This is a genomic window from Azospirillum soli (assembly GCF_017876165.1).
Classification (GTDB): Bacteria; Pseudomonadota; Alphaproteobacteria; order Azospirillales; family Azospirillaceae; genus Azospirillum; species Azospirillum soli.
Genome location: NZ_JAGINQ010000009.1, coordinates 138,525 through 157,743, shown reverse-complemented (window position 1 = coordinate 157,743; position 19,219 = coordinate 138,525). Strand labels below are relative to the sequence as shown.

General features: G+C 68.0%; 23 protein-coding genes. 15 read left to right on the top strand and 8 right to left on the bottom strand.

Going from position 1 to position 19,219, the window contains the following annotated elements:
* Window positions 1–14: 14 nt before the first annotated feature.
* The 5 genes from J2852_RS16205 to J2852_RS16185 all read left to right on the top strand — a co-directional run bounded on the left by J2852_RS16205 (window position 15) and on the right by J2852_RS16185 (window position 4,203).
* Entirely contained in the window at window positions 15–1,211 is a 1,197-nt protein-coding gene (locus tag J2852_RS16205) for an acyl-CoA dehydrogenase family protein (protein ID WP_209877294.1), read from the top strand.
* Complete coding sequence (locus J2852_RS16200; RefSeq protein ID WP_209877293.1) at window positions 1,202–2,260, top strand: phosphotransferase family protein; 1,059 nt, start codon at window positions 1,202–1,204, stop codon at window positions 2,258–2,260. Before J2852_RS16205 ends, J2852_RS16200 begins: the two co-directional genes overlap by 10 nt.
* Window positions 2,260–2,649: a DUF6285 domain-containing protein gene (locus tag J2852_RS16195; protein WP_209877292.1), complete on the top strand. Its 390-nt coding sequence runs from the start codon at window positions 2,260–2,262 to the stop codon at window positions 2,647–2,649. The genes J2852_RS16200 and J2852_RS16195 overlap by 1 nt, the downstream gene beginning before the upstream one ends.
* Window positions 2,646–3,359, top strand: coding sequence for a histidine phosphatase family protein (locus J2852_RS16190; RefSeq protein ID WP_343206763.1), 714 nt, complete (start codon window positions 2,646–2,648; stop codon window positions 3,357–3,359). Before J2852_RS16195 ends, J2852_RS16190 begins: the two co-directional genes overlap by 4 nt.
* A gap of 172 nt (window positions 3,360–3,531) precedes the next feature.
* On the top strand, window positions 3,532–4,203 hold the full coding sequence (locus tag J2852_RS16185) for a hypothetical protein (protein WP_209877291.1): 672 nt from the start codon (window positions 3,532–3,534) through the stop codon (window positions 4,201–4,203).
* A 133-nt stretch (window positions 4,204–4,336) separates the two neighbouring features.
* On the opposite strand, the gene J2852_RS16180 is transcribed toward J2852_RS16185, so the two are convergent.
* Together J2852_RS16180 and cysQ are read right to left on the bottom strand one after the other, a co-directional pair.
* Complete coding sequence (locus J2852_RS16180; RefSeq protein ID WP_209877290.1) at window positions 4,337–5,134, bottom strand: ferritin-like domain-containing protein; 798 nt, start codon at window positions 5,132–5,134, stop codon at window positions 4,337–4,339.
* Window positions 5,135–5,141: 7 nt separating this feature from the next.
* On the bottom strand, window positions 5,142–5,918 hold the full coding sequence (cysQ, locus tag J2852_RS16175; protein ID WP_209877289.1) for a 3'(2'),5'-bisphosphate nucleotidase CysQ: 777 nt from the start codon (window positions 5,916–5,918) through the stop codon (window positions 5,142–5,144).
* Between the two features lie 97 nt (window positions 5,919–6,015).
* Between cysQ and J2852_RS16170 the strand changes: the two genes are divergently transcribed.
* Both J2852_RS16170 and J2852_RS16165 read left to right on the top strand, forming a co-directional pair.
* Entirely contained in the window at window positions 6,016–6,522 is a 507-nt protein-coding gene (locus J2852_RS16170) for a GNAT family N-acetyltransferase (RefSeq protein WP_209877288.1), read from the top strand.
* A 78-nt stretch (window positions 6,523–6,600) separates the two neighbouring features.
* Window positions 6,601–7,299, top strand: coding sequence for a VIT1/CCC1 transporter family protein (locus J2852_RS16165; protein ID WP_209877287.1), 699 nt, complete (start codon window positions 6,601–6,603; stop codon window positions 7,297–7,299).
* Window positions 7,300–7,303: 4 nt separating this feature from the next.
* Here J2852_RS16165 and J2852_RS16160 read toward each other — a convergent pair whose 3' ends face one another.
* Window positions 7,304–8,080 (bottom strand): EAL domain-containing protein, encoded by a 777-nt coding sequence (locus J2852_RS16160; protein ID WP_246499711.1) that lies wholly within the window; start codon window positions 8,078–8,080, stop codon window positions 7,304–7,306.
* Between the two features lie 124 nt (window positions 8,081–8,204).
* The gene (locus J2852_RS16155; protein WP_209877286.1) at window positions 8,205–10,529 is read right to left on the bottom strand and encodes a xanthine dehydrogenase family protein molybdopterin-binding subunit; all 2,325 of its coding nucleotides are present in this window, start codon (window positions 10,527–10,529) and stop codon (window positions 8,205–8,207) included.
* A 168-nt stretch (window positions 10,530–10,697) separates the two neighbouring features.
* Here J2852_RS16155 and J2852_RS16150 point away from each other — a divergent pair, with 168 nt between their 5' ends.
* The 3 genes from J2852_RS16150 to J2852_RS16140 all read left to right on the top strand — a co-directional run bounded on the left by J2852_RS16150 (window position 10,698) and on the right by J2852_RS16140 (window position 12,874).
* Complete coding sequence (locus tag J2852_RS16150) at window positions 10,698–11,381, top strand: SOS response-associated peptidase (RefSeq protein WP_209877284.1); 684 nt, start codon at window positions 10,698–10,700, stop codon at window positions 11,379–11,381.
* Between the two features lie 127 nt (window positions 11,382–11,508).
* Window positions 11,509–11,910 (top strand): thermonuclease family protein, encoded by a 402-nt coding sequence (locus J2852_RS31560; RefSeq protein ID WP_343206762.1) that lies wholly within the window; start codon window positions 11,509–11,511, stop codon window positions 11,908–11,910.
* 166 nt (window positions 11,911–12,076) lie between these two features.
* A complete protein-coding gene (locus J2852_RS16140; RefSeq protein ID WP_209877281.1) occupies window positions 12,077–12,874 on the top strand; it encodes a response regulator in 798 nt (265 codons plus the stop codon).
* 80 nt (window positions 12,875–12,954) lie between these two features.
* Here the strand turns inward: J2852_RS16140 and J2852_RS16135 are convergent, their stop codons facing one another.
* Window positions 12,955–13,212: a GlsB/YeaQ/YmgE family stress response membrane protein gene (locus J2852_RS16135; RefSeq protein WP_209877279.1), complete on the bottom strand. Its 258-nt coding sequence runs from the start codon at window positions 13,210–13,212 to the stop codon at window positions 12,955–12,957.
* Window positions 13,213–13,375: 163 nt separating this feature from the next.
* Between J2852_RS16135 and J2852_RS16130 the strand changes: the two genes are divergently transcribed.
* Together J2852_RS16130 and J2852_RS16125 are read left to right on the top strand one after the other, a co-directional pair.
* On the top strand, window positions 13,376–14,005 hold the full coding sequence (locus J2852_RS16130) for a DUF4142 domain-containing protein (protein WP_209877277.1): 630 nt from the start codon (window positions 13,376–13,378) through the stop codon (window positions 14,003–14,005).
* A 107-nt stretch (window positions 14,006–14,112) separates the two neighbouring features.
* The gene (locus J2852_RS16125; RefSeq protein WP_209877275.1) at window positions 14,113–14,796 is read left to right on the top strand and encodes a methyltransferase domain-containing protein; all 684 of its coding nucleotides are present in this window, start codon (window positions 14,113–14,115) and stop codon (window positions 14,794–14,796) included.
* A 4-nt stretch (window positions 14,797–14,800) separates the two neighbouring features.
* Here J2852_RS16125 and rpe read toward each other — a convergent pair whose 3' ends face one another.
* Window positions 14,801–15,457, bottom strand: coding sequence for a ribulose-phosphate 3-epimerase (rpe, locus tag J2852_RS16120; RefSeq protein WP_209877273.1), 657 nt, complete (start codon window positions 15,455–15,457; stop codon window positions 14,801–14,803).
* A 190-nt stretch (window positions 15,458–15,647) separates the two neighbouring features.
* On the opposite strand from rpe, the gene modA reads away from it, so the two are divergent.
* Genes modA through modC form a run of 3 tightly spaced genes read left to right on the top strand, consistent with a single transcriptional unit; the run spans window position 15,648 to window position 18,269 of the window.
* Window positions 15,648–16,445, top strand: a complete 798-nt coding sequence (modA, locus tag J2852_RS16115) for a molybdate ABC transporter substrate-binding protein (RefSeq protein ID WP_343206761.1) — start codon at window positions 15,648–15,650, stop codon at window positions 16,443–16,445.
* Between the two features lie 9 nt (window positions 16,446–16,454).
* Complete coding sequence (gene modB, locus J2852_RS16110) at window positions 16,455–17,150, top strand: molybdate ABC transporter permease subunit (protein WP_209877271.1); 696 nt, start codon at window positions 16,455–16,457, stop codon at window positions 17,148–17,150.
* A 3-nt stretch (window positions 17,151–17,153) separates the two neighbouring features.
* A complete protein-coding gene (gene modC, locus J2852_RS16105; protein WP_209877269.1) occupies window positions 17,154–18,269 on the top strand; it encodes a molybdenum ABC transporter ATP-binding protein in 1,116 nt (371 codons plus the stop codon).
* Window positions 18,270–18,454: 185 nt separating this feature from the next.
* On the opposite strand, the gene J2852_RS16100 is transcribed toward modC, so the two are convergent.
* Both J2852_RS16100 and J2852_RS16095 read right to left on the bottom strand, forming a co-directional pair.
* Window positions 18,455–18,877, bottom strand: a complete 423-nt coding sequence (locus J2852_RS16100; protein WP_209877267.1) for a winged helix-turn-helix domain-containing protein — start codon at window positions 18,875–18,877, stop codon at window positions 18,455–18,457.
* The gene (locus J2852_RS16095) at window positions 18,874–19,113 is read right to left on the bottom strand and encodes an acyl carrier protein (RefSeq protein WP_209877265.1); all 240 of its coding nucleotides are present in this window, start codon (window positions 19,111–19,113) and stop codon (window positions 18,874–18,876) included. The genes J2852_RS16100 and J2852_RS16095 overlap by 4 nt, the downstream gene beginning before the upstream one ends.
* Window positions 19,114–19,219 lie beyond the last annotated feature (106 nt).

Genomic DNA, 19,219 nt, shown 5'->3' with positions numbered 1-19,219 from the left:
AGGACGGGCCTTTCATGGACTTCACCCTGCCGCCGCACATCGAGGAGTACCGCCGCAAGGTGCGGGCCTTCGTCGAGGACCGCATCCTGCCCGAGGAAGCCGACCCGGCCGCCTATGACGAGCATGAGAACATCGCGCCGGCCGTGCTGGAGCGCCTGCGTGGGGAGGCGAAGGCCGCCGGCCTGTGGGCGCCGCAGATGCCGAAGGAGCGCGGCGGGCAGGGGATCGGCATCGTCGGCATGGCCGCCAGCTACGAGGAGATGAACCGCTCCATCTTCGGGCCGGTGGTCTTCAACTGCGCGGCTCCCGACGACGGCAACATGATGCTGCTGAACAAGGTCGGGACCGAGGCACAGAAGGAGCGCTGGTTGCAGCCGATCATCGACGGCAAAGTGCGCTCCGCCTTCGCCATGACCGAACCGCACCCCGGCGGCGGCTCCGACCCGTCGATGATCCGCACCAAGGCGGAGCGCAAGGGCGACTGCTGGGTGATTTCCGGCCACAAGTGGTTCATCACCGGGGCCGGCGAGGCGCAGCACTTCATCCTGATGGCGCGCACCTCGGACGACAAGCGCAAGGGGCTGACCGCCTTCCTGTTCGACAAGGACCAGCCAGGCTGGGAGATCGTGCGCCGCGTGCCGATCATGGGGCCGGAGGAGCACGGCGGTCACTGCGAACTCCGCTTCGACGGGCTGGAAGTGCCGGACGAGAACGTGCTGATGAATGTCGGCGACGGGCTGAAGGTGACGCAGATCCGCCTTGGGCCGGCGCGCCTGACCCATTGCATGCGCTGGACGGGAATGTCCAAGCGCGCCATGGAGATCGCGGCGGCCTATGTGCGCGAGCGCGAGAGCTTCGGCTCCAAGCTGGCCGAGCATGAGGGCGTGCAGTGGATGTTGGGCGACGTCGCCATGCAGATAGAGATCGCCCGCCTGCTGACCATGAAGGCGGCGTGGCAGCTCGACCGCGGCAACTTCGCCCGCAAGGAGGTGTCGATGGCCAAGGTGCACGTCGCCGACACGCTGCACAAGGCGGTGGACACGGCCATTCAGCTGTGCGGTGCAAGGGGCTATTCGAAGGATACGCCACTGGAATGGATGTACCGCTATGCGCGGCAGGCGCGTCTGGTTGACGGCGCGTCGGAGGTGCACAAGATGGTTCTGTCGCGCTTCTACATGGACGAGAGCGACGGATTCTGGTCATGGTCCTGATCAACGACGACAGCCGCCCGCGCCTGGAGGCGTGGCTGGCCGAAGCCACGGGTGCGACGCGCGTGTCCGTGGCCGACGAGGGGCGCCTGGGTGGCGGCGCGATTTCGCTCAACCTCGCGGTGACGCTGGACGTGGAGGGCGGGCCGCTCGCCGGGCGGCACGCCTGCGTGCTGCGCGCCCAGTCGTCGGCGGGCATGAAGGCCAGCATCTCCAAGATGCAGGAATTCGCCGTGCTGCGGGCCGCCTTCGACGCGGGCGTCGCGGCGCCGGAGCCCATCGCCGCCTGCGCCGACCCGGCCGTGCTGGGCACCGACTTCTACATCATGCGCCGGGCGGACGGCGTCGGGGCCGGGCACAAGGTGGTGAAGTCCGACGAGCCGCAGCGCGGGCTGGCGCGCGAGCTGGGGCGGCAACTCGGGCTGCTGCACAAGGCCGGGCCGGACACGGCCGGCCTGGAGGCGCTGCCGCTGTCCGACGCCGCCCCGGCGCTGGCGTGCATCCACAGCTACCGCGACTGGATGGGGGAGGTGGCGGCGCGTGACCCCGTGCTGGCCTGGGGCCTGCGCTGGCTGGAGGTGAACGCACCCCCGCCGGGCGATCTGGTGCTGTGCCACCGTGATTTCCGCACCGGCAACTATCTGGTCAAGGACGGCAAACTGACCGCGATTCTGGATTGGGAGTTCGCGGGCTTCGGCGACCCTATGGAGGATTTGGGCTGGTTCTGCGCGCGGTCCTGGCGGTTCGGCCGCAACGACCGCCAGGCGGGCGGGCTGGCCGGCCGCGAGGATTTCTACGCGGGCTACGAGGAAACGTCGGGGCGCAAGGTCGATCCGCAGGCCGTGGCCTATTGGGAAGCGGCGGCCTATGTGCGCTGGGCCGCCATCGCGCTGTTGCAGGGGCGGCGCCACACCTCCGGCGAGGAACCGTCACTGGAACTGGCGCTGACCGGACGCATGCTGCCGGAGATCGAAATGGACCTGCTGCGGCACCTGAAGGCCGTCGGCCGGACGGTTGAAGAGACGAGCGCCACCGAAGCGAGGGCCGACTGATGCGCGCCAATCCTGATGCGAAGGGGCTGCTGAACATCGCGCTGGAGACCTTCCGCTACGACCTGCTGCCCAACATCCCGCCGGCCCAGCGCTACACCGCGCTGATGATCGCCAACGCCCTGTCCATCGCCCAACGCGAACTAAATGGTCTGGACGACGCCGGGCACGCCATGCTGGCGGCGCTGGCGCCGCTGTATGGGGAGGACGCGGACGGGTCCTTGTCCGGAGATGAATTGCGCAAGCGCGTGGAGGGCCTTCAGCACCGTCTGTGCATTGAGATCGCGGCCGGCGATTTCGACCAGGACGGGCAGGGCATGCTGATGGACTGCCTGGAGGAAATCGTCCGCGCGCGGCTCGGCATCTCCAACCCCAAGGCGCTGAAGTCGTGAGCTTCACGCCACTGGACGGCACGCGCAGCCGCCGCCGCGTCTATCTGATGCGGCATGGGCAGGTGGCCTATTACGACGAGGCCGGGCAGCCGCTGAATCCGAAGCTCGCCGGGCTGACGGAGGAGGGGCGGGCGCAGGCCCGCGCGGCCGGGGAGGCCCTGGCGGCGGTGCCGCTCGACCGGGTGATCTGCTCCGGGCTGCCGCGCACGCGCGAGACGGCCGACCTGGCGGTCGCTGGGCGTAGCTTGGACGTGGAGGAGGCGCCGGGCTTTCTGGAGATCCGCGCCGGCCGCTTTCGCCTGATCCCGCGCGAGGAGCGCGAGGCCGCCTACGTCTACGGGTTCGAGGCGGCGACGGCTCCGGGGGCGCGGTTCGCCGGGGGGGATGCTTTCGAAGAGGTGCAGGCGCGCGTCGTCGCGGCCTTCGAGGCGCTGTTGGCGGAGCCCGGCTGGACGCAACTGCTGCTGGTCGCGCATGACGGGGTGAACCGGCTGCTGCTGTCCTGGGCCTGCGGGGCCGGGCTTGGCGCGCTTGGCGTGTTCGAGCAGGACTTCGCGGCGCTGAACGTGCTGGATTTCGACGCGGAGGATGGGCGCGTGGTGCGGAAACTGATCCGTGCGACGAACGTCACGCCGTGGAATCTGGTGAAGGCGGGGTGTCACCAAACCAGTTTGGAGGAGGTGTTTCGCCCGTTGCTGGTGTTGGACTGAGCAGGACATCCCGGCAAAAACTACCGTTTCAGGACGGCACAGACTGCCGCCCATAATGAGAAGGAAATGCCCGCACGTTCCTCAGCCGGCGCTTCATCTGGGTTGTGGAGGTGCGCGGTTTTGGTCCGTGGGTTGCATGGCTGCCTTGCGCCGCACCGCACCGGGAGGACCAATGCTCACCTTCGCCAACTTTCAACTGGTTCAGTTGGATTTCGCAACGCGGACGGCCAAGCCCTTGAGCGCGGTGGAGGCGGCCGAGCGCGCCGCCAAGTACGCTGCCGCCCGTGGCGGGGCTCCGGCCGCGCCCAAGACCGCGGCCCGCGCGCCGGACAGCATCTCCGTCGATACGATGCTGCTTGATCTCAACAGCGATCATGCGGCGGCGTTTTCCGCTCTTGGCAAGGACAACCAGGACAGGATCATCGCGCTGGCCAAAGAGGGCAAGATCACCGCGAGCACGGTCAGCAGCGCGATGCACCTGTGTCTCGCATCGGTGCGTTCCGAGCGTTGGGAAAACGAGATCCTGCCGTCGCGCCTGACGCCCGAAGAGCGGAAGGAACTCGACGAGGTCGAGGCGGCCCTGCGGCGTATCGGCAACCCGGATCCGATGGCGCTGATGCGGCGTCAATGGGAGATCCGCATGGGCGTGACGGTGGATCCGGCCCGGCCCGGTCTGCCGATCCCGCCGAATCATCCTGGCCTTCACTTCGTCAGCAGTCTCGATCTGATCGAAAATCAACGGCTGAAGGACAATGGCGTCAACGTGGCCGACGATCCGGAGTTCGAGCAGCGGCTGATCGAAAAGCTGCGATCCGGTGAAATCGGCCAGATTTCGCGGCGCTGACGGCTCCTCATACGGCCGGCGCATGAAGGCTTCATGTTTCGGCCGGCCGTATGACCCTCTCGCACATGGCTGGCCATGTGCTGCCGGGTTTGAACCGAAGGCGTTTGATGGAAGCCATCAAACGCCTTCGGTATCACTCCGCGATCGGCTCGTAGAACTCCGGCCCGAAATCGGCGGCCTGCCGGCTGTCCACGTTGAAGGGCTTCTTCAAACTGCCCCGGAAATACTGCTTCACGAGTCCCTGCCACGCCTCGACCGGATCCTCGCCGCGCTTGGCGCAGAGGTGGCCGAACCAGCGTCGGCCGGCGGCGACGTGGGTGATTTCCTCGTCGTGGATGATCTGGAGCAGGCCGGCGCTTTCTTCGTCGCCGAACTCGCGCAGGCGGCGGACGGTGTCGGGGGTGACGTCCAGGCCGCGCGCCTCCAGCACCATCGGCACCACGGCCAGCCGGGCGGCGAGGTCGTGGGCGGTGGTGGTCGCGGCCTGCCACAGCCCGTCATGGGCCGGCAGGTCGCCGTAGCTCGCGCCCAGCTGGTTCAGCCGCTCTTCCAGCATCAGGAAGTGCTTGGCCTCGTCGTCGGCGACCTGGACCCAATCGTCGGTGAAGCCCTTGGGCATGCCCTCGCCCACGAAGCGGCAGACGATGTCCCAGGCGAGGTCGATGGCGTTCAGCTCGATGTGCGCCAGCGCGTGCAGCAAGGCGACGCGGTTCTGCGCGCTGCCGCCGCGCCCGCGCTTGGGCATGTCGCGGGGCAGCTTCAGTTCGGGACGCTCGGGGCGTGTGGGACGCTCGGGCGGGGGCAGGGTGCCGAAGTCGGCGATGCGGCCCTCGCGCCACGCGGCGGCGTACTCTTGCGTCAGCCGCACCTTGTCGAGCGGCGCCGCGGCGGTCAGCACCGCGACGGCCGCCTCACACAGGGTTTTCACCATTCGTCCGTCACCACCCGTAGGCGATGAAGAAGGGGTTGAGGATGTCGTCCTTGCCGTAGACGAGGGGCGAGCCGTCCGGCTGCTCCACCCGGCCGCCGGCGGCGGCGAGGACGGCGTGGCCGGCGGCGGTGTCCCACTCGCTGGTCAGGCCGAAGCGCGGGTAGAGGTCGGCCTTGCCCGCCGCCACCGTGCAAAACTTCAGCGAGCTGCCGCAGCTGACCCGGTCCTTGACCGTGTATTGGGCCAGGAAATTCTCCAGCTCGCCGCCGGAGCCGTGGGAACGGCTGGCCACCACGGTCAGGCCATCGGCGGGCGGCGTGCGGACCTTGATAGGATAATCGTGGCGACCCTCTACCCAATGCACGGCGGTGCCCGGCCCCGCGGCGGCGTAAAGGTCGCCGGTGGCCGGCGCGTAGACGACGCCCAGCACCGGGCGGCCGGCCTCGATCAGGGCGATGTTCACGGTGAACTCGCCGTTGCGGCTGATGAATTCCTTGGTGCCGTCCAGCGGATCGACCAGCCAGAAGCGCCCGCCGGAAATGTCCGGCCTGTGCCCGGCCGCCGCCGCTTCCTCCGACACCACGGGGATGCCGGGGGCGACGTGGTGCAGGGCGGGGATGATGACGTGCTCGGCCGCGATGTCGGCCTGGGTGACCGGGCTGCCGTCGACCTTGGTGGCGGCGTCGATGCCGCCGTTGTAGAAGCGCAGGATCACCTGACCGGCTTCGTGCGCGATGGTCCGCACTTTGGGCAAAAGGCTCGCCACGGCGGCGGCGTCGGTCATGGTTTCCTCCAGGGGACAACAGTCGAACATCGACCATAGCGCGCCGAATGGCCCGGCTGGAAGCCCCGGAAAGTGCAATGGGCATAGGAGCATGCGGATGAACGCGATCTGGCGGGCCATGGAGCCCTCCGACCTCGACACGGTGATGGATATCGCGGACGTCGTGCACCCCGATTACCCGGAGGAGCGCGGCGTCTTCGCCGAACGCCTCGCCCTGTTCCCGGCGGGATGCTGGATGGCGGTGGCCGACGGAATGCCGGTCGGTTACGCGGTGATGCATCCGGGCCGGATCGGCGCGCCGCCGCCGCTCGATTCGCCGTTGGGGAGCCTGCCGGCCGACGCCGACTGCCTCTACCTGCACGACGTGGCGCTGCTGGACCGGGCGCGCGGGCTGGGGCTGGGGGCCTCGGCGCTGGAGCGCGCACGCGCGCTGGCGGCGGAGCGGGGATACGCGCGACTGGCGCTGACCTCCACGCCCAAGGCGCGCGCCTATTGGGACCGCCAGGGCTTCACGCCATTGTCGGGCGAGGGGGCGCTGGCGGCCAAGCTGGCCTCCTATGGCGGTGGCATGACCTATATGACCTTGGCCGTTCGGGCGCGGTGATCGGTCGCGGCTTGCGGGGTGCTCTGACGCTCCTGTTTGCGGTATCAGGGAGCCAACCTCTTGAGAAGGCGAGCGTCCATGCCTGCCGTTCCGCACACCGAGCGCCACTTCACCGCATCCGAAACCGTCCGCGACGTGGTGATCGGCATGGCTGACGGCCTGACGGTGCCCTTCGCGCTGGCCGCCGGTTTGGCGGGGGCGGTGGACGACACCGGGCTGGTGGTGACCGCCGGCCTTGCCGAGATCGTGGCGGGGGCCATCGCCATGGGGCTGGGCGGCTATCTGGCGGCGCGCACGGACGCGGAGCATTACCGGTCGGAATACGCCCGCGAGGTTCGCGAGACGCACGAACTGCCGGAGGAGGAGCGGCGCGAAGTGGCGGCCATCTTCCGCGACTATGGCCTGCAAGGCGCGCAGCTCGATTCCGTGGTGGCGGCCATCGCCAGCGACCGGCAGCGCTGGGTGGACTTCATGATGAAGTTCGAACTGGGCCTGGACGAGCCCAATCCCCGCCGTGCCCCGACCAGCGCCGCGACCATCGGCGGGGCCTATGTGGTGGGCGGGTTGATCCCGCTGGTGCCCTACATCCTGTTGGACCACCTGATGCCGGCGCTGCAAATCTCCGTCGCGGTGACGCTGGTGGCGTTGGCGGTCTTCGGCGCCATCAAGGGGCGGCTGACGGGCATGGGCGCGCTGCGCTCCGGGGCGCAGACGCTGGCCGTGGGCGGGCTGGCGGCGGCGGCGGCCTACGCGCTGGCGAGTTGGATCGGGGGATGACGCTTTACGCCGTCGCCAGCGCCGGTTCGGTCACCAGGGATTCCAAGGACGGGCGGGCGTAGAGATAACCCTGCATCAGGGTGATGCCGAGGTCGCGCAGGACGAGCGACTCCTCCCGGGTTTCCACGCCTTCGGCCACAGGGGTGATGCCGAGGTCCTGGCAGACGCCGAGGATCGCCTTGACGATGCTGCGGCGGGGACGGTCCTGGTCGATTCCGCGCGTCAGTTCCATATCCAGCTTGATCACGTCCGGTTGGAATTCGGCCAGCAGGTTCAGGCCGGAATAGCCGGCGCCGAAATCGTCGATGGCGGTCAGGAACCCCTGGCGCTTGTATTCGCGGAAGATGCTCTTCAGGTGAGCCTGATCCACCACGCGCTCGTTCTCCGTCACCTCGAAGACGATGCGGTCGGGTGGGAAGCCGGTGCGGGCCGCCGCCTCCAGCGTGGCGCGGATGCAGGTCTCGGCCTTGTAGACGGCGTTGGGCAGGAAGTTGATCGACAGCCGCGCATCGCCCATGCCGAGGCGTGCGGCCAATTCTATGGCCTTGATGCGGCAGGACTGGTCGAAGGCGTAACGGTTGTCTTCCGTCACCTGCCCCAGAATCCAGCCGGCGCCCTGGCCTTCCTTGCCGCGCACCAGCGCCTCATGCGCCCAGACGTTGCCGGCCTCGACGTTTACGATCGGTTGGAACGCCATCGTGAAGTCAAAGCCGAGCCCGTTGGCGCACTGGCCGCCACAGCCCTTGGCGTTCCTCTTGGCGCCGTTGTCGTCTGCCGCCATTTCCCCGCTCCCCCTCTCGTTCCCGCCCTTATTGATCGGGCGTGTGAATGGCGCGATTTAAGGCGAATGCTGTTCTTCGGAGTGTGACAAAGGGTCTTTCCATCGGAAAAGGCGCAGGGACATCTTACTCCGCAGCCTGCCTCGTCCGGTTCGCCTGGATGGCCTGCCAGACCGCCTGAGGCGTGGCGGGCATGTCCACATGCTGGATGCCGTAGTCGGACAGCGCGTCCACGATGGCGTTGATGACGGCGGGCGGCGCGCCGATGGCCCCGGCCTCGCCGGCACCCTTCATGCCGAGCGCGTTGGTCGTGCTGGGCACGCAGTTCAATTTCACCTGGATCGGCGGAATGTCCAGCGCGCGCGGCATCTGGTAGTCCATGAAGGAGCCGGTCAGAAGCTGCCCGCTGTCGGGGTCGAACACCACGCGTTCCTGCAACGCCTGCCCGATGCCCTGGGCGATGCCGCCGTGCACCTGCCCGATCACCAGCATGGGGTTTACCACCGTGCCGAAGTCGTCCACGACGCTGTAGTTCACCACCTCCACCACGCCGGTGTCGGGATCGATCTCGACCTCCGCGATGTGGCAGCCGTTGGGGAAGGTGTTGGCCGGCGGGGTCCAGCGAGCCATTTCGGAAAAGGCAACGCCGTTACCATCCGCTGCGGCCTTGGCGGCGACCTCCTTGAAGGAGACGCTGCGGTCGGTGCCGACGACGCTGAAGACGCCCTCCTTGAACTCCACGTCCACGGCGGCGGTTTCCAGCAGGTCGGCGGCCACGTCGGTCGCCTTGGTGACGACGCGGGACGCGCTTTCCGCCAGCGCCGCGCCGCCCACGGGGACGGAGCGGGAACCGCCGGTGCCGCTGCCCCATTTGACGCGGTCGGTGTCGCCCTGGATGACCTCCACATCCTCCGGCGGAACGCCGAGGCGGGAGGCGAGGATCTGCTTGTACGCAGTCTCGTGGCCCTGGCCGTTGGTCTGGGTGCCGATCATCAGCACGATGCGCCCGTCGCCGTTGACCTGAACGGTCGCCTGCTCCGGCCCGCCGCCCGCGCAGGCCTCGATGTAGGTGGAGATGCCAGCGCCGCGCAGCTTGCCGCGCGCCTTGGCCTCCGCCTTGCGGGCGGGCAGCGAGTCGAACGCCGCCAGCGCAAGGCCGTCCTCAAGGTTCTGGACGAACTCGCCGGTGTCGTAGACCTGCCCCATGGGGGTGGCGTAGGGCATCGCCTCCGGCGGGATGAAGTTGCGCCGCCGGATTTCCGCCGGGCCGAGACCTGTGACGCGGCCGGCGTGGTCGATCAGCCGTTCCAGCAGATAGGCGGCCTCCGGACGGCCGGCGCCGCGATAGGCGTCCACCGGCTGGGTGTTGGTGAAGACGCCCTTCACGCGCACATAGACGGCCGGCGTCTTGTAGGACCCGACCAGCATCGCCGAGCCGGCGTCGGTCGGGATGAAGGGGCCGTAGTTCGACAGATAGGCGCCGAGATTCGCCACCGTGTCCACGCGCAGGCCGAGGAAATGCCCATCGGCGTTCAGCGCGAGGCGGGCACGGCTGACATGATCGCGGCCGTGGTCGTCGCTGATGAAGCCCTCCGTCCGCTCGGCGGTCCATTTGACCGGGCGGTTCAGCCGGCGGGCGGCGAACAGGCAGACCATGTACTCGGGGTAGTTGAAGATTTTCATGCCGAAGCCGCCGCCGACGTCGGTGGTGACGACGCGGAATTGGCTTTCCGGCAAATTGAACAGCGTGGAGAACTGCTTGCGCAGGCCGTGCACGCCCTGGCTGGTGACATAGATGACCAGACGCCCGGTGTCGGCCTCCACCCCGGCGAGGCAGGCGCGGCCTTCCATCGGGTTGGGCACCACGCGGTTGTTGACGATCTCCAGCTCCACCACGCGGGCGGCCTTGGACAGCGCCTCCTCAACGACCGGCTCGTCGCCCTGGTCCCAGTCGAAGCACAGGTTGTTCGGCGCCTCGTCCCAAACCAGCGGACGGCCGGGCTCCAGCGCCTCGCGCGTGCCGGTGATCGAGGGAAGATCGTCGTAATCGACCATGACCAGTTCGGCGGCGTCGCGGGCTGCTTCGAGCGTTTCGGCGACTACCACGGCGACCGGGTCGCCGACATGGCGCACGCGGCCCTTGGCCAGCGCCGGACGGGGCGGGGCGATGTAGGGAGAGCCATCGCGCTGCTTCAGCCCGGCCATGCAGGGCAGGGGGCCGATGCCGTCGGCCTCCAGATCCGCCACGGTGAAGACGCCGAGCACGCCGGGCTGGCCAGCGGCGTCCGCCGGATCGATGCCGCGAATGGTGGCGTGCGCGTAGGGCGAGCGCACGAAGACGGCGTAGGTCTGGCCGGGCATCGACACGTCGTCGGTGTAGCGGCCGCCGCCGGTCAACAGGCGGGCGTCTTCGGTGCGGGGGACTGCCTGGCCGATTCCGAACTTCTGCATGGTGCTGGCTCTTTCCGTTCTCGTCCCATGGAGCGCCCCGACAAGATAGGCCCGAGCTTGGCGCAGGGGAACCCCGGCGTGGTGATAGGGGGCGTGGTGCCAGGGGGCATGGTGATAGGGTGGCGCGGATGTCCGCCACGCGCCATATTCAGAGGCATGTGCGGACGCATGCTTCTCACCACGCCGGTTTCGGAACTCCAGAAGGTCTTCGGCGTCCCGGAACGGCCGAACCTCAAGCCTCGTTGGAACGTCGCGCCGACCCAGGATGTGCCGGCCGTGCGGCGGGAGGAGGACGGGCGGCATCTGGCCGTTTTGCGCTGGGGCCTCGTGCCCTTTTGGGCCGATGATCCGTCCATCGGGGCGCGGATGATCAACGCGCGCGCCGAATCGGTGGCGGAAAAGCCGGCCTTCCGCGAAGCGTTCCGCAAGCGGCGCTGCCTCGTGCCGGCGGACGGATTCTATGAGTGGAAACCGGAAGGCAAGCGTAAGCAGGGCTACGCCATCCACCGCCGCGACCGCGCGCCCTTCGCCTTCGCCGGCCTGTGGGAGCGTTGGGCCGGGCCAAAAGGCGGGCCGGCGCTGGAGCGGCCACTCGAGTCGCTGACCATCGTCACCACCACGGCGAACGGCACACTGTCCTTTCTGCACGAGCGGATGCCGGTGATCCTGGACGAGCGGGATTGGGGCCTGTGGCTCGACCCGGCGGCGCCGCGCCCGGCGCTGGAAGGGCTGCTGAAGCCGGCGCCCGACGAGCTGCTGGAAGCCTATTCGGTCGGCCCGCGCGTCAACAGCGTGCGCAATGACGACGAGACCTGCGCGGCCCCGCTCGATGCAACTCCGACGTTATTCTGAGGCCATCGGTCTGGTGGTGGTTGTGCTGGTTCATCTGGCCGGCTCGACGGCTTATGCCCAGGGTGGCACGACCAAAGGAAAGGTCGCCAGCACACCCAATGAAACGTTAAAAGGCAGAGGGGTTGCCGTGGAAGGCGACTTGCTGACCGTCAACGGCGCTCCGGTGCGGTTGATGGGCATCGACGCGCCGGATCCCGGACAAATGTGCAAGAACCGGTACGGTCGCGAGCTTGATTGCTTCCGCATCGCCACGGCGGTGCTGGCGAACATACTGAAGGACGAGGAGGTCACGTGCACCATCGCGGAGAGGGACCGCAACGGGCAGAAGATGGGCGAATGCCGCGTGCGCGGCGTGGATCTGGGCGCGGCGATGGTGTCGCGCGGCTGGGCCTTCGCCTACCGCAGCCTGTCGCCGACCTATGCCTCCGGAGAGGCCTTCGCGCAGAGCCGGACGTTGGGGCTGTGGGCCGGAAAGGTCGAGAAGCCCTGGCAGTGGCGGTCGCGGCAGCAGCGGGAAAAGGCGCGCTGACCTCTGCCAACCGGGGAATGCCCACTCGGCTTTTTTTCGGTTCGCGGCCCGGATGGGGCGTGATAGTGTTTCAGGAAGTTAATGGATAATTAACCAAGCCCAGCCGGGCGGCACGTTCGGTGCCGGGGACCGGATGGCTCAACCAGACGGCGCGGAAGAACGGGTCATGCGAGTCTACGCACGCCAACTCTACGATCATCTGCCGTATCTGCGCCGCTACGCGCGCGCGCTGACCGGATCGACCGACGCGGGCGACGATCTGGTGACCCGCTGCGTCGAGGTCGCCGTGATGGCGCCGTCGCGCTTCGGGTTGGAAAGCGGGGCGCGGGTGCCGCTCTACGCGCTCCTGCATCTGCTGTTCGATGACAATGGAGAGGAAGGGGGCGACGGAGAAGGGAAACCCGCGCCCTCGCCCCATCCCATCGAACGCGCGCTGGCCACCCTGCCGGAGGGCGAGCGGCGCATGTATTTGCTGATCACTCTGGAAGGGCTGTCGGTCACCGAGGCCGCGCAGGTCCTTCAGATCACCCCGGCCGAGGCGACGGAGCGGCTGAACACCGCGCGCGAAAAGGTGCGCGCGGCGCTGACCCAGCGTGTGCTGGTGGTCGAGGACAACCCGATCCTGGCGATGGAGATCGGCTCCCTGGTCGCCGACATGGGCCATGTGGTCTGCGGCACCGCCGTGAACGAGAAGGAAGCGCTGGAACTGCTGGAGGCCGAGCAGCCGACGCTCGCGCTGCTGGACGTGCGGCTGGCCGACGGCGACAGCGGGGTGGAGATCGCCCGCCGCCTGCGCCAGAAGCGCGCGTTGCGCACCATCTTCGTCACCGCCTTCGACGGCGACCTGGAGGAGGCGAACGCCCGCCACCTGGGCCAGATCGTCCGCAAGCCCTTCACCAACGAGGCGATCAAGGCGGCCATTTCCCGCGCCGTCTTCATGCCGACGCCAGTCGCGCTGGCGTAACGGTTCAAGAACGCGCGCACAAGGAGAGAGGGCGGCCGGTGGGGCCGCCCTCTTTCAGTTTCTGCCAGGATGACCGGAAATCAGACCGTCGTCCGACGGCCAACCACCATGCGATAGATCGCAAGGATGATGATCGCGCCGACGATGGCGCCGATGAAGCCGGCCCCTTCACCGGCCCGGTACCAGCCGACCGCCTCGCCCAGATAGGTGGCGACGAAGGCGCCCGCGATACCGAGCAGCGTCGTGATGATGAAGCCGCCCGGATCCCGGCCCGGCATCAGGAACTTGGCGACGATGCCGGCCAGGAAGCCGATGATGATCGTCCAAAGGATACCCATAACCCAACTCTCCCTGCTGTTGCGGGACCCTCTTCCCAATGACCCATAACGCGCGGGACGCCGAATGGTTCTGCCCCGAACGAGGAACCTTTGCGGATGACCCCATGTTGTCCCGGCGCCATGTGAGGTCCCACGCAAGGGCTTCCACCCAGGGAGTGTCAGGATGAAACGCATCAATGCGAAGGCCGCGGCGCTGGCCGTGGCGCTGGCGATACCGGCGTTGGGTTCGGCGGCGCTGGCGCAGCAGTCCACCAAACCCGGCCAGCCGCCGGGCGCCCCGGCGCTGGGCATCGCCGACCCGACCACGGCGCAGGCCGGCAAATCCACCACGCTGGGCGAGACGAGCACCGCCGCCGGTTTCGCCCAGGCCGCCGCCGCCAGCGGCATCTTCGAAGTCGAATCCGGCCGTCTCGCCATGGACAAGTCCAGCCGCGAGCCGGTGCGCGCCTTCGGCAGCCAGATGGTCCAGCACCACACCACGGGGAACCAGCAACTGATGGCGCTGGCCCGCGCGCACGGGATCGAACCGCAGCCGATCCTGGCCGGGCAGCAACAGCAGATGATGACGCAGATGCAGGGCTTGTCGGGCAACGAGTTCGACCGCCAGTTCCTGACCAATCAGGTGGCCGCGCACCAGGATACCATCCGCATTTACGAGCAGGCCCGCACCTCCACCGATCCGGGCATGCAGCCCTTCCGCGAGTTTGCGGCGCAGACAATCCCGATGCTGCAGCAGCATTTGCAGCAGGCGCAGGCTTTGGCCGGCTCGGGCGTGCCGACCGCCCAGCAATAACGTCCGGCAACAATAGGGGGGCGACCGAAGGTCAGGGTGGGGGTGGCTGGCGGTCCTTGATACAGTGCGCGGGTTCCACCGTGCGTTGAGGATCGCCGCCGCTGCTTATGCCGTCTCCCAGCACCGATCGGCATCCGACCGCCCCGCCGTTCCAGCGGTTGCGGCTGGGGGCGGTGTGTCCGGATGCCGGGCTTCCGCCGCTTTTCGACGGCGAGAGCTGGACACATCTCGGCGACCCGTCTTACCGACCGGTGGAGCCCCTGTGGCGGCGTGTCGCCGGTCTGCTGCGGCGTCCCTCCCCCGCCGCCGGCGTCCGGTTTCAGCCATGGGTCTATCGCAAGGGCGACCGGCTGCCGTTCGAGGACGGGGCCTTCAGCCTCGTCGTCACCGAGGATTACCTGCAACGCCTGTTCTTCGACGAGACGCTGGCGCTGCTGCGTGAGTGCCGTCGCGTTCTGCGCGTTGGCGGCGTGCTGCGCGTGGCGGTGCCGGACGCCGACTTGCGCACCTACGCGCGGCCGGAGCCGCCCGGCTATCCCGACCGTCGCATGCCCTTTACCCACCCGGCCAAGCACCGCACGCGCTGGTCGGTCTACATGCTGGCGGAGACGTTGACGCTCGCCGGTCTTCAACCGGTGCCGCTGGTCTATTGCACCAGGGACGGCGCGTTCCAGGACGCAGTCCCCGGCTTCCGGACGGCCGGATACGAGGGGGTGGCGGACCCCCTCGTGTTCACGCTGGACTGCGTGCGGAACCGCCGTGCGTTGATCGTGGACGGCGTGCGGCGTTAGTCGGCTACCAGCGCAGCATGCGGATGTTTTCGGCGTAGCGGTCCGGGCCGCCAGTGAAGGTGGCGGTACCGGCGACCAGCACGTCGGCGCCGGCCTCGATGGCGATGCGCGCGGTCTCGCCGTTGATGCCGCCGTCCACCTGAAGGTCGATGGGCTTGCCCAGCGCGTCGATGCGCTTGCGCAGCTCGCGGATCTTCGGAAGCTGGCTGTGGATGAAGCTCTGCCCGCCGAAGCCGGGGTTCACCGTCATCACCAGCACGAGGTCGAGGTCCTCCAGCAGATAATCCACGGCCTCCAGCGGGGTGCCGGGGTTCAGCGACAGGCCGGCCTTCTTGCCGTAGGACTTGATCAGCTGGATCGTGCGGTGGACGTGCGGGCCGGCCTCCGGATGGACGGTGATGATGTCGGCCCCGGCTTCCGCGAAGCCGGCGATGTAAGAATCGACCGGCGAAATCATCAGGTGCACGTCGAACGTCTTCGCCGTGTGTGGGCGGAGCGCCTTTACGACAGCCGGGCCAATGGTGATGTTCGGTACGAAATGGCCGTCCATCACGTCGATGTGGATGTAGTCGGCGCCCGCCGCATCGACGGCGCGCACCTCCTCGCCCAGCCGGGCGAAATCGGCGGAGAGGATGGACGGGGCGATCTTGACCGGGCGCATGGGCGGAGTCCTTGGAAAACGGGCGAAACGCGCCATCCCATAGCATGGGTCGTGCCCGCATCCCAACCCTCCGCCCGATCCTTCATCATTTTCGCAGGCGCGGAATCCGCTTTACCGACCTACCCCTTCGTTATATTGATGATACCGCTGTATCGGTATGGATATAGGGTTCCGCTTCAAGGAGGTTGGCATGGCGTCGATGCGCGGTTCGAAGCTGAAGGGGGCTGTGGTCGTTCTAGCTATGACGGCGGCGGTGATGGTGTCGGCGCCGGCCGCGCACGCTCAGGACGTTCTGGTGCTGGCTGCCGCCAGCCTGAAGAACGCGCTGGAGACCATCGCCAAGGACTTCCACAACAAGAGTGGCGTCACGGTCACGTCCTCCTTCGCCGCCAGTTCAGCGCTCGCCAAGCAGATCGAGAACGGCGCCCCGGCCGACATCTTCCTCTCGGCCGATCTGGACTGGATGAACTATGCGCAGAAGCGCGACCTCATCAAGGCGGACAGCCGCATCAACCTTCTGGGCAACGATCTGGTGCTCATCGCGCCCAAGGATTCCAACGTCGCCGTCGATCTGAAGACGGGTTTCGACCTCGCCGCCGTGCTGGGCGACGGGCGTCTGGCGACGGGCGATCCCAGCAACGTGCCGGTCGGCAAGTACGCTCAGGCGGCGCTGGAGAAGCTCGGCATGTGGGCGGCCATCGCGCCGAAGCTGGCCCGCGCCGACAACGTGCGAGCGGCCCTGGCGCTGGTCAGCCGGGGCGAGGCGCCACTGGGCATCGTCTACCGGACCGACGCGGTCATCGACAAGGGCGTGAAGATCGTCGCCACCTTCCCGGCCGACAGCCACCCGCCCATCACCTATCCGCTGGCTTTGACCGCGACGAGCAGGAACGCCAACGCGCAGCTGTTCTACAGCTATCTGAAGTCGTCGGAGGCGCTGGGCGTGTTCCGCGAATTCGGCTTCGTTCCGGTGGCCAAGCCCGAGTAAGCTGCGGGGATGGACATCCTTTCCCCCATGGAGGTGACCGCCGTCCTGCTCAGCCTGCGCGTGGCGGGATGGGCGATCGTGGTCAGCCTACCCCTCGCGGTGCTGGCGGCCTGGGTGCTGGCGCGCTGGAACTTTCCCGGAAAGACGCTGCTGGACGGGCTGATTCACCTGCCGCTGGTCATGCCGCCGGTGGTGATCGGTTATATTCTGCTGGTTACAATGGGGACGCGCGGGCCGATCGGGGGATGGCTGTACCAGACCTTCGGGATCAAGCTGATCTTCACGGCGGAGGGCGCGTCGCTGGCAGCGGGCGTGACCTCCTTCCCGCTGATGGTGCGGGCGGTCCGCCTGTCGGTGGAGGCGATCGACACGGGCCTGGAGGCGGCGGCGCGCACGCTGGGCGCCGGCCCCATCGACCGCTTCGTCAACATCATGCTGCCGCTGATGGCTCCGGGGCTGCTGGCGGGCGCCATCGTCGCCTTCGCCTCGGCGCTGGGTGAGTTCGGGGCGACCATCACCTTCGTCTCCAACATTCCCGGTCAGACGCAGACCCTGCCGCTGGCGATCTACGCGGCGACGCAGCAGCCGGACGGCGAGGCCGTGGCGGCGCGGCTGGCGACCATATCCTTCACAATCTCCCTGGTGGCGTTGATGCTGTCGGAAGTCCTGGCGCACCGGCTGCGCCTTCTGATCGGGCAGCGCTGAGCCATGCTGGACGTCGCCATCCGCCAGATGCTGGGCAGCTTCGACCTGGACATCGCCTTCGCGACGGAGAACCGGGGCGTCATTGCCCTGTTCGGCCGCTCGGGCTCCGGCAAGACCTCGGTCATCAATGCGATTTCCGGGCTGCGGCGCCCGGATGCCGGGCACATCCGCGTGGACGGCGTGACCTATTACGACAGCCGCGAGCGGATCGACATCCCGGTGGAGAAGCGCCGCGTCGGCTATGTCTTCCAGGACGCGCGGCTGTTCCCGCACATGAAGGTGCTGACCAACCTGGAATTCGGCCTGCGCCGGGTGCCGGAACCAGAACGCCGCATCGCGCTCGGCCCCGTGGTGGAACTGCTGGGCCTGTCGCACCTGCTGGACCGCCGGCCGCGCAACCTGTCCGGCGGCGAGAAGCAGCGCGTAGCACTCGGCCGCGCCCTGCTGTCGCAGCCGCGCATCCTGTTGATGGATGAGCCCATGGCATCGCTGGACGCGGCGCGCAAGGCCGAGATCATGCCCTACATCGAGCGGCTGCGGGACGAACTGAACATCCCCATCGTGCTGGTCAGCCACGCCATCGACGAGGTGGTGCGGCTCGCCACCACGCTGGTGCTGATCGCGGAGGGGCGCGTGGTGGCGTCCGGTCCGGTGGGGGAGGTGCTGGGGCGTCTGGACATCGCCGCGACGACCGGCGTGCAGGACGTGGGAGCAGTGCTGGACCTGACCGTCGCCCGGCATGAGGAGGCGGACGGCCTGACCCTGCTGGCCTTCGACGGCGGCACTCTGGCCGTCCCGCATCTGGCCGTGGAGCCGGGACGCGCGGTGCGCCTGCGTGTGCACGCCCGCGACGTGATCGTGGCGCTGGAACCGCCGGCCGGCATCAGCGTCCGCAACGCGCTGAAGGGCCGCATCGTGGAGTTCGCCGAGGTCGGCCCGGCCAGCGTGGATCTGCGCATTGCGGTCGGCAGCGCCTTCCTGATCGCGCGCATCACCCGGCAGGCGTTCCGCGACCTGGGGCTGGCGCCGGGGCGCGAGGTGTTCGCTCTGGTCAAGGGCGTGGCCTTCGACCCGGAACTGGTGGCGTCGATGAGGGCGCCGGCCGTGGTGGACGTGTAGTGTGTTGAGGGAAGTACGAATTTTTCACGGATTGCACGGATTTCGGCACGGATTACACGGATTTTTTTGATCTTGGCTCCGTGCGGGCTGACCGGACAAGCAACGCTCGGCGAGCCTTAAAATCCGTGAAATTCGTGGTCAAATCCGCGAAATCCGTGAAGAATGAGTGCTTCGCGTAAAAGCCGTCACCCGCCGCTCTTGCACCCCGGCTTCACCCCCGGATCGCCGGAGAAGCTGCCGTCGTCCGGCGGTTCGCCCTCTGCGCCGTAATCCTCGTTGACGGTGGCCTGCAGCGCGGCCAGCCGGTGGGCGGTGGCGACGTGGGCTTCGCGTTCGACGGCGCGGTAATGGTCGATGACCTGCTCGCCGAAGGCGGTCAGAGCGGTGCCGCCGCCGTGCTTGCCGCCCACGGCGGCCGAGACGACCGGCTCGCGGAAGATGCGGTTCAGGTCGTCCACCAGCAGCCAAGCTCGGCGGTAGGACATCTCCAGCGCCCGCGCGGCGGCGGAGATGGATCCGGTTTCGCGAATCTGCTCCAGCAGCTTGATCTTGCCGGGGCCGATGGAGCCGCCGGGCTCGAAATCGATACGGATACGCAGGCGCGTCATGCCGTGGCCTTCGCCAGATAGGCCTTGGCGCCGTCCAGCGTGATCAGCTGGGGATAGTCCAACTCCGGAATCTGAACGTCGAGGACGCGTTCCAGCTTCATCACGTAATTCAGGAAATCCACCGAATCGAATTCGATCTGGTCGCGGAACGGGCGATCCGGGGCGAGCGCCGCCGGGTCGGCGTCCGGCGCCACCGCGCGCAGGCACTCCAACACCGCTTGCTCGATCCGGTCCATCGCATCCTCTCCGCTTGCGCTGCCGCTTCCGTATGGGGCGCCCACAGGGCATCATGACCCGGTGAAACCTGACCGGACGCCGGCCAAAAGGCAAGGTGTACCAGAG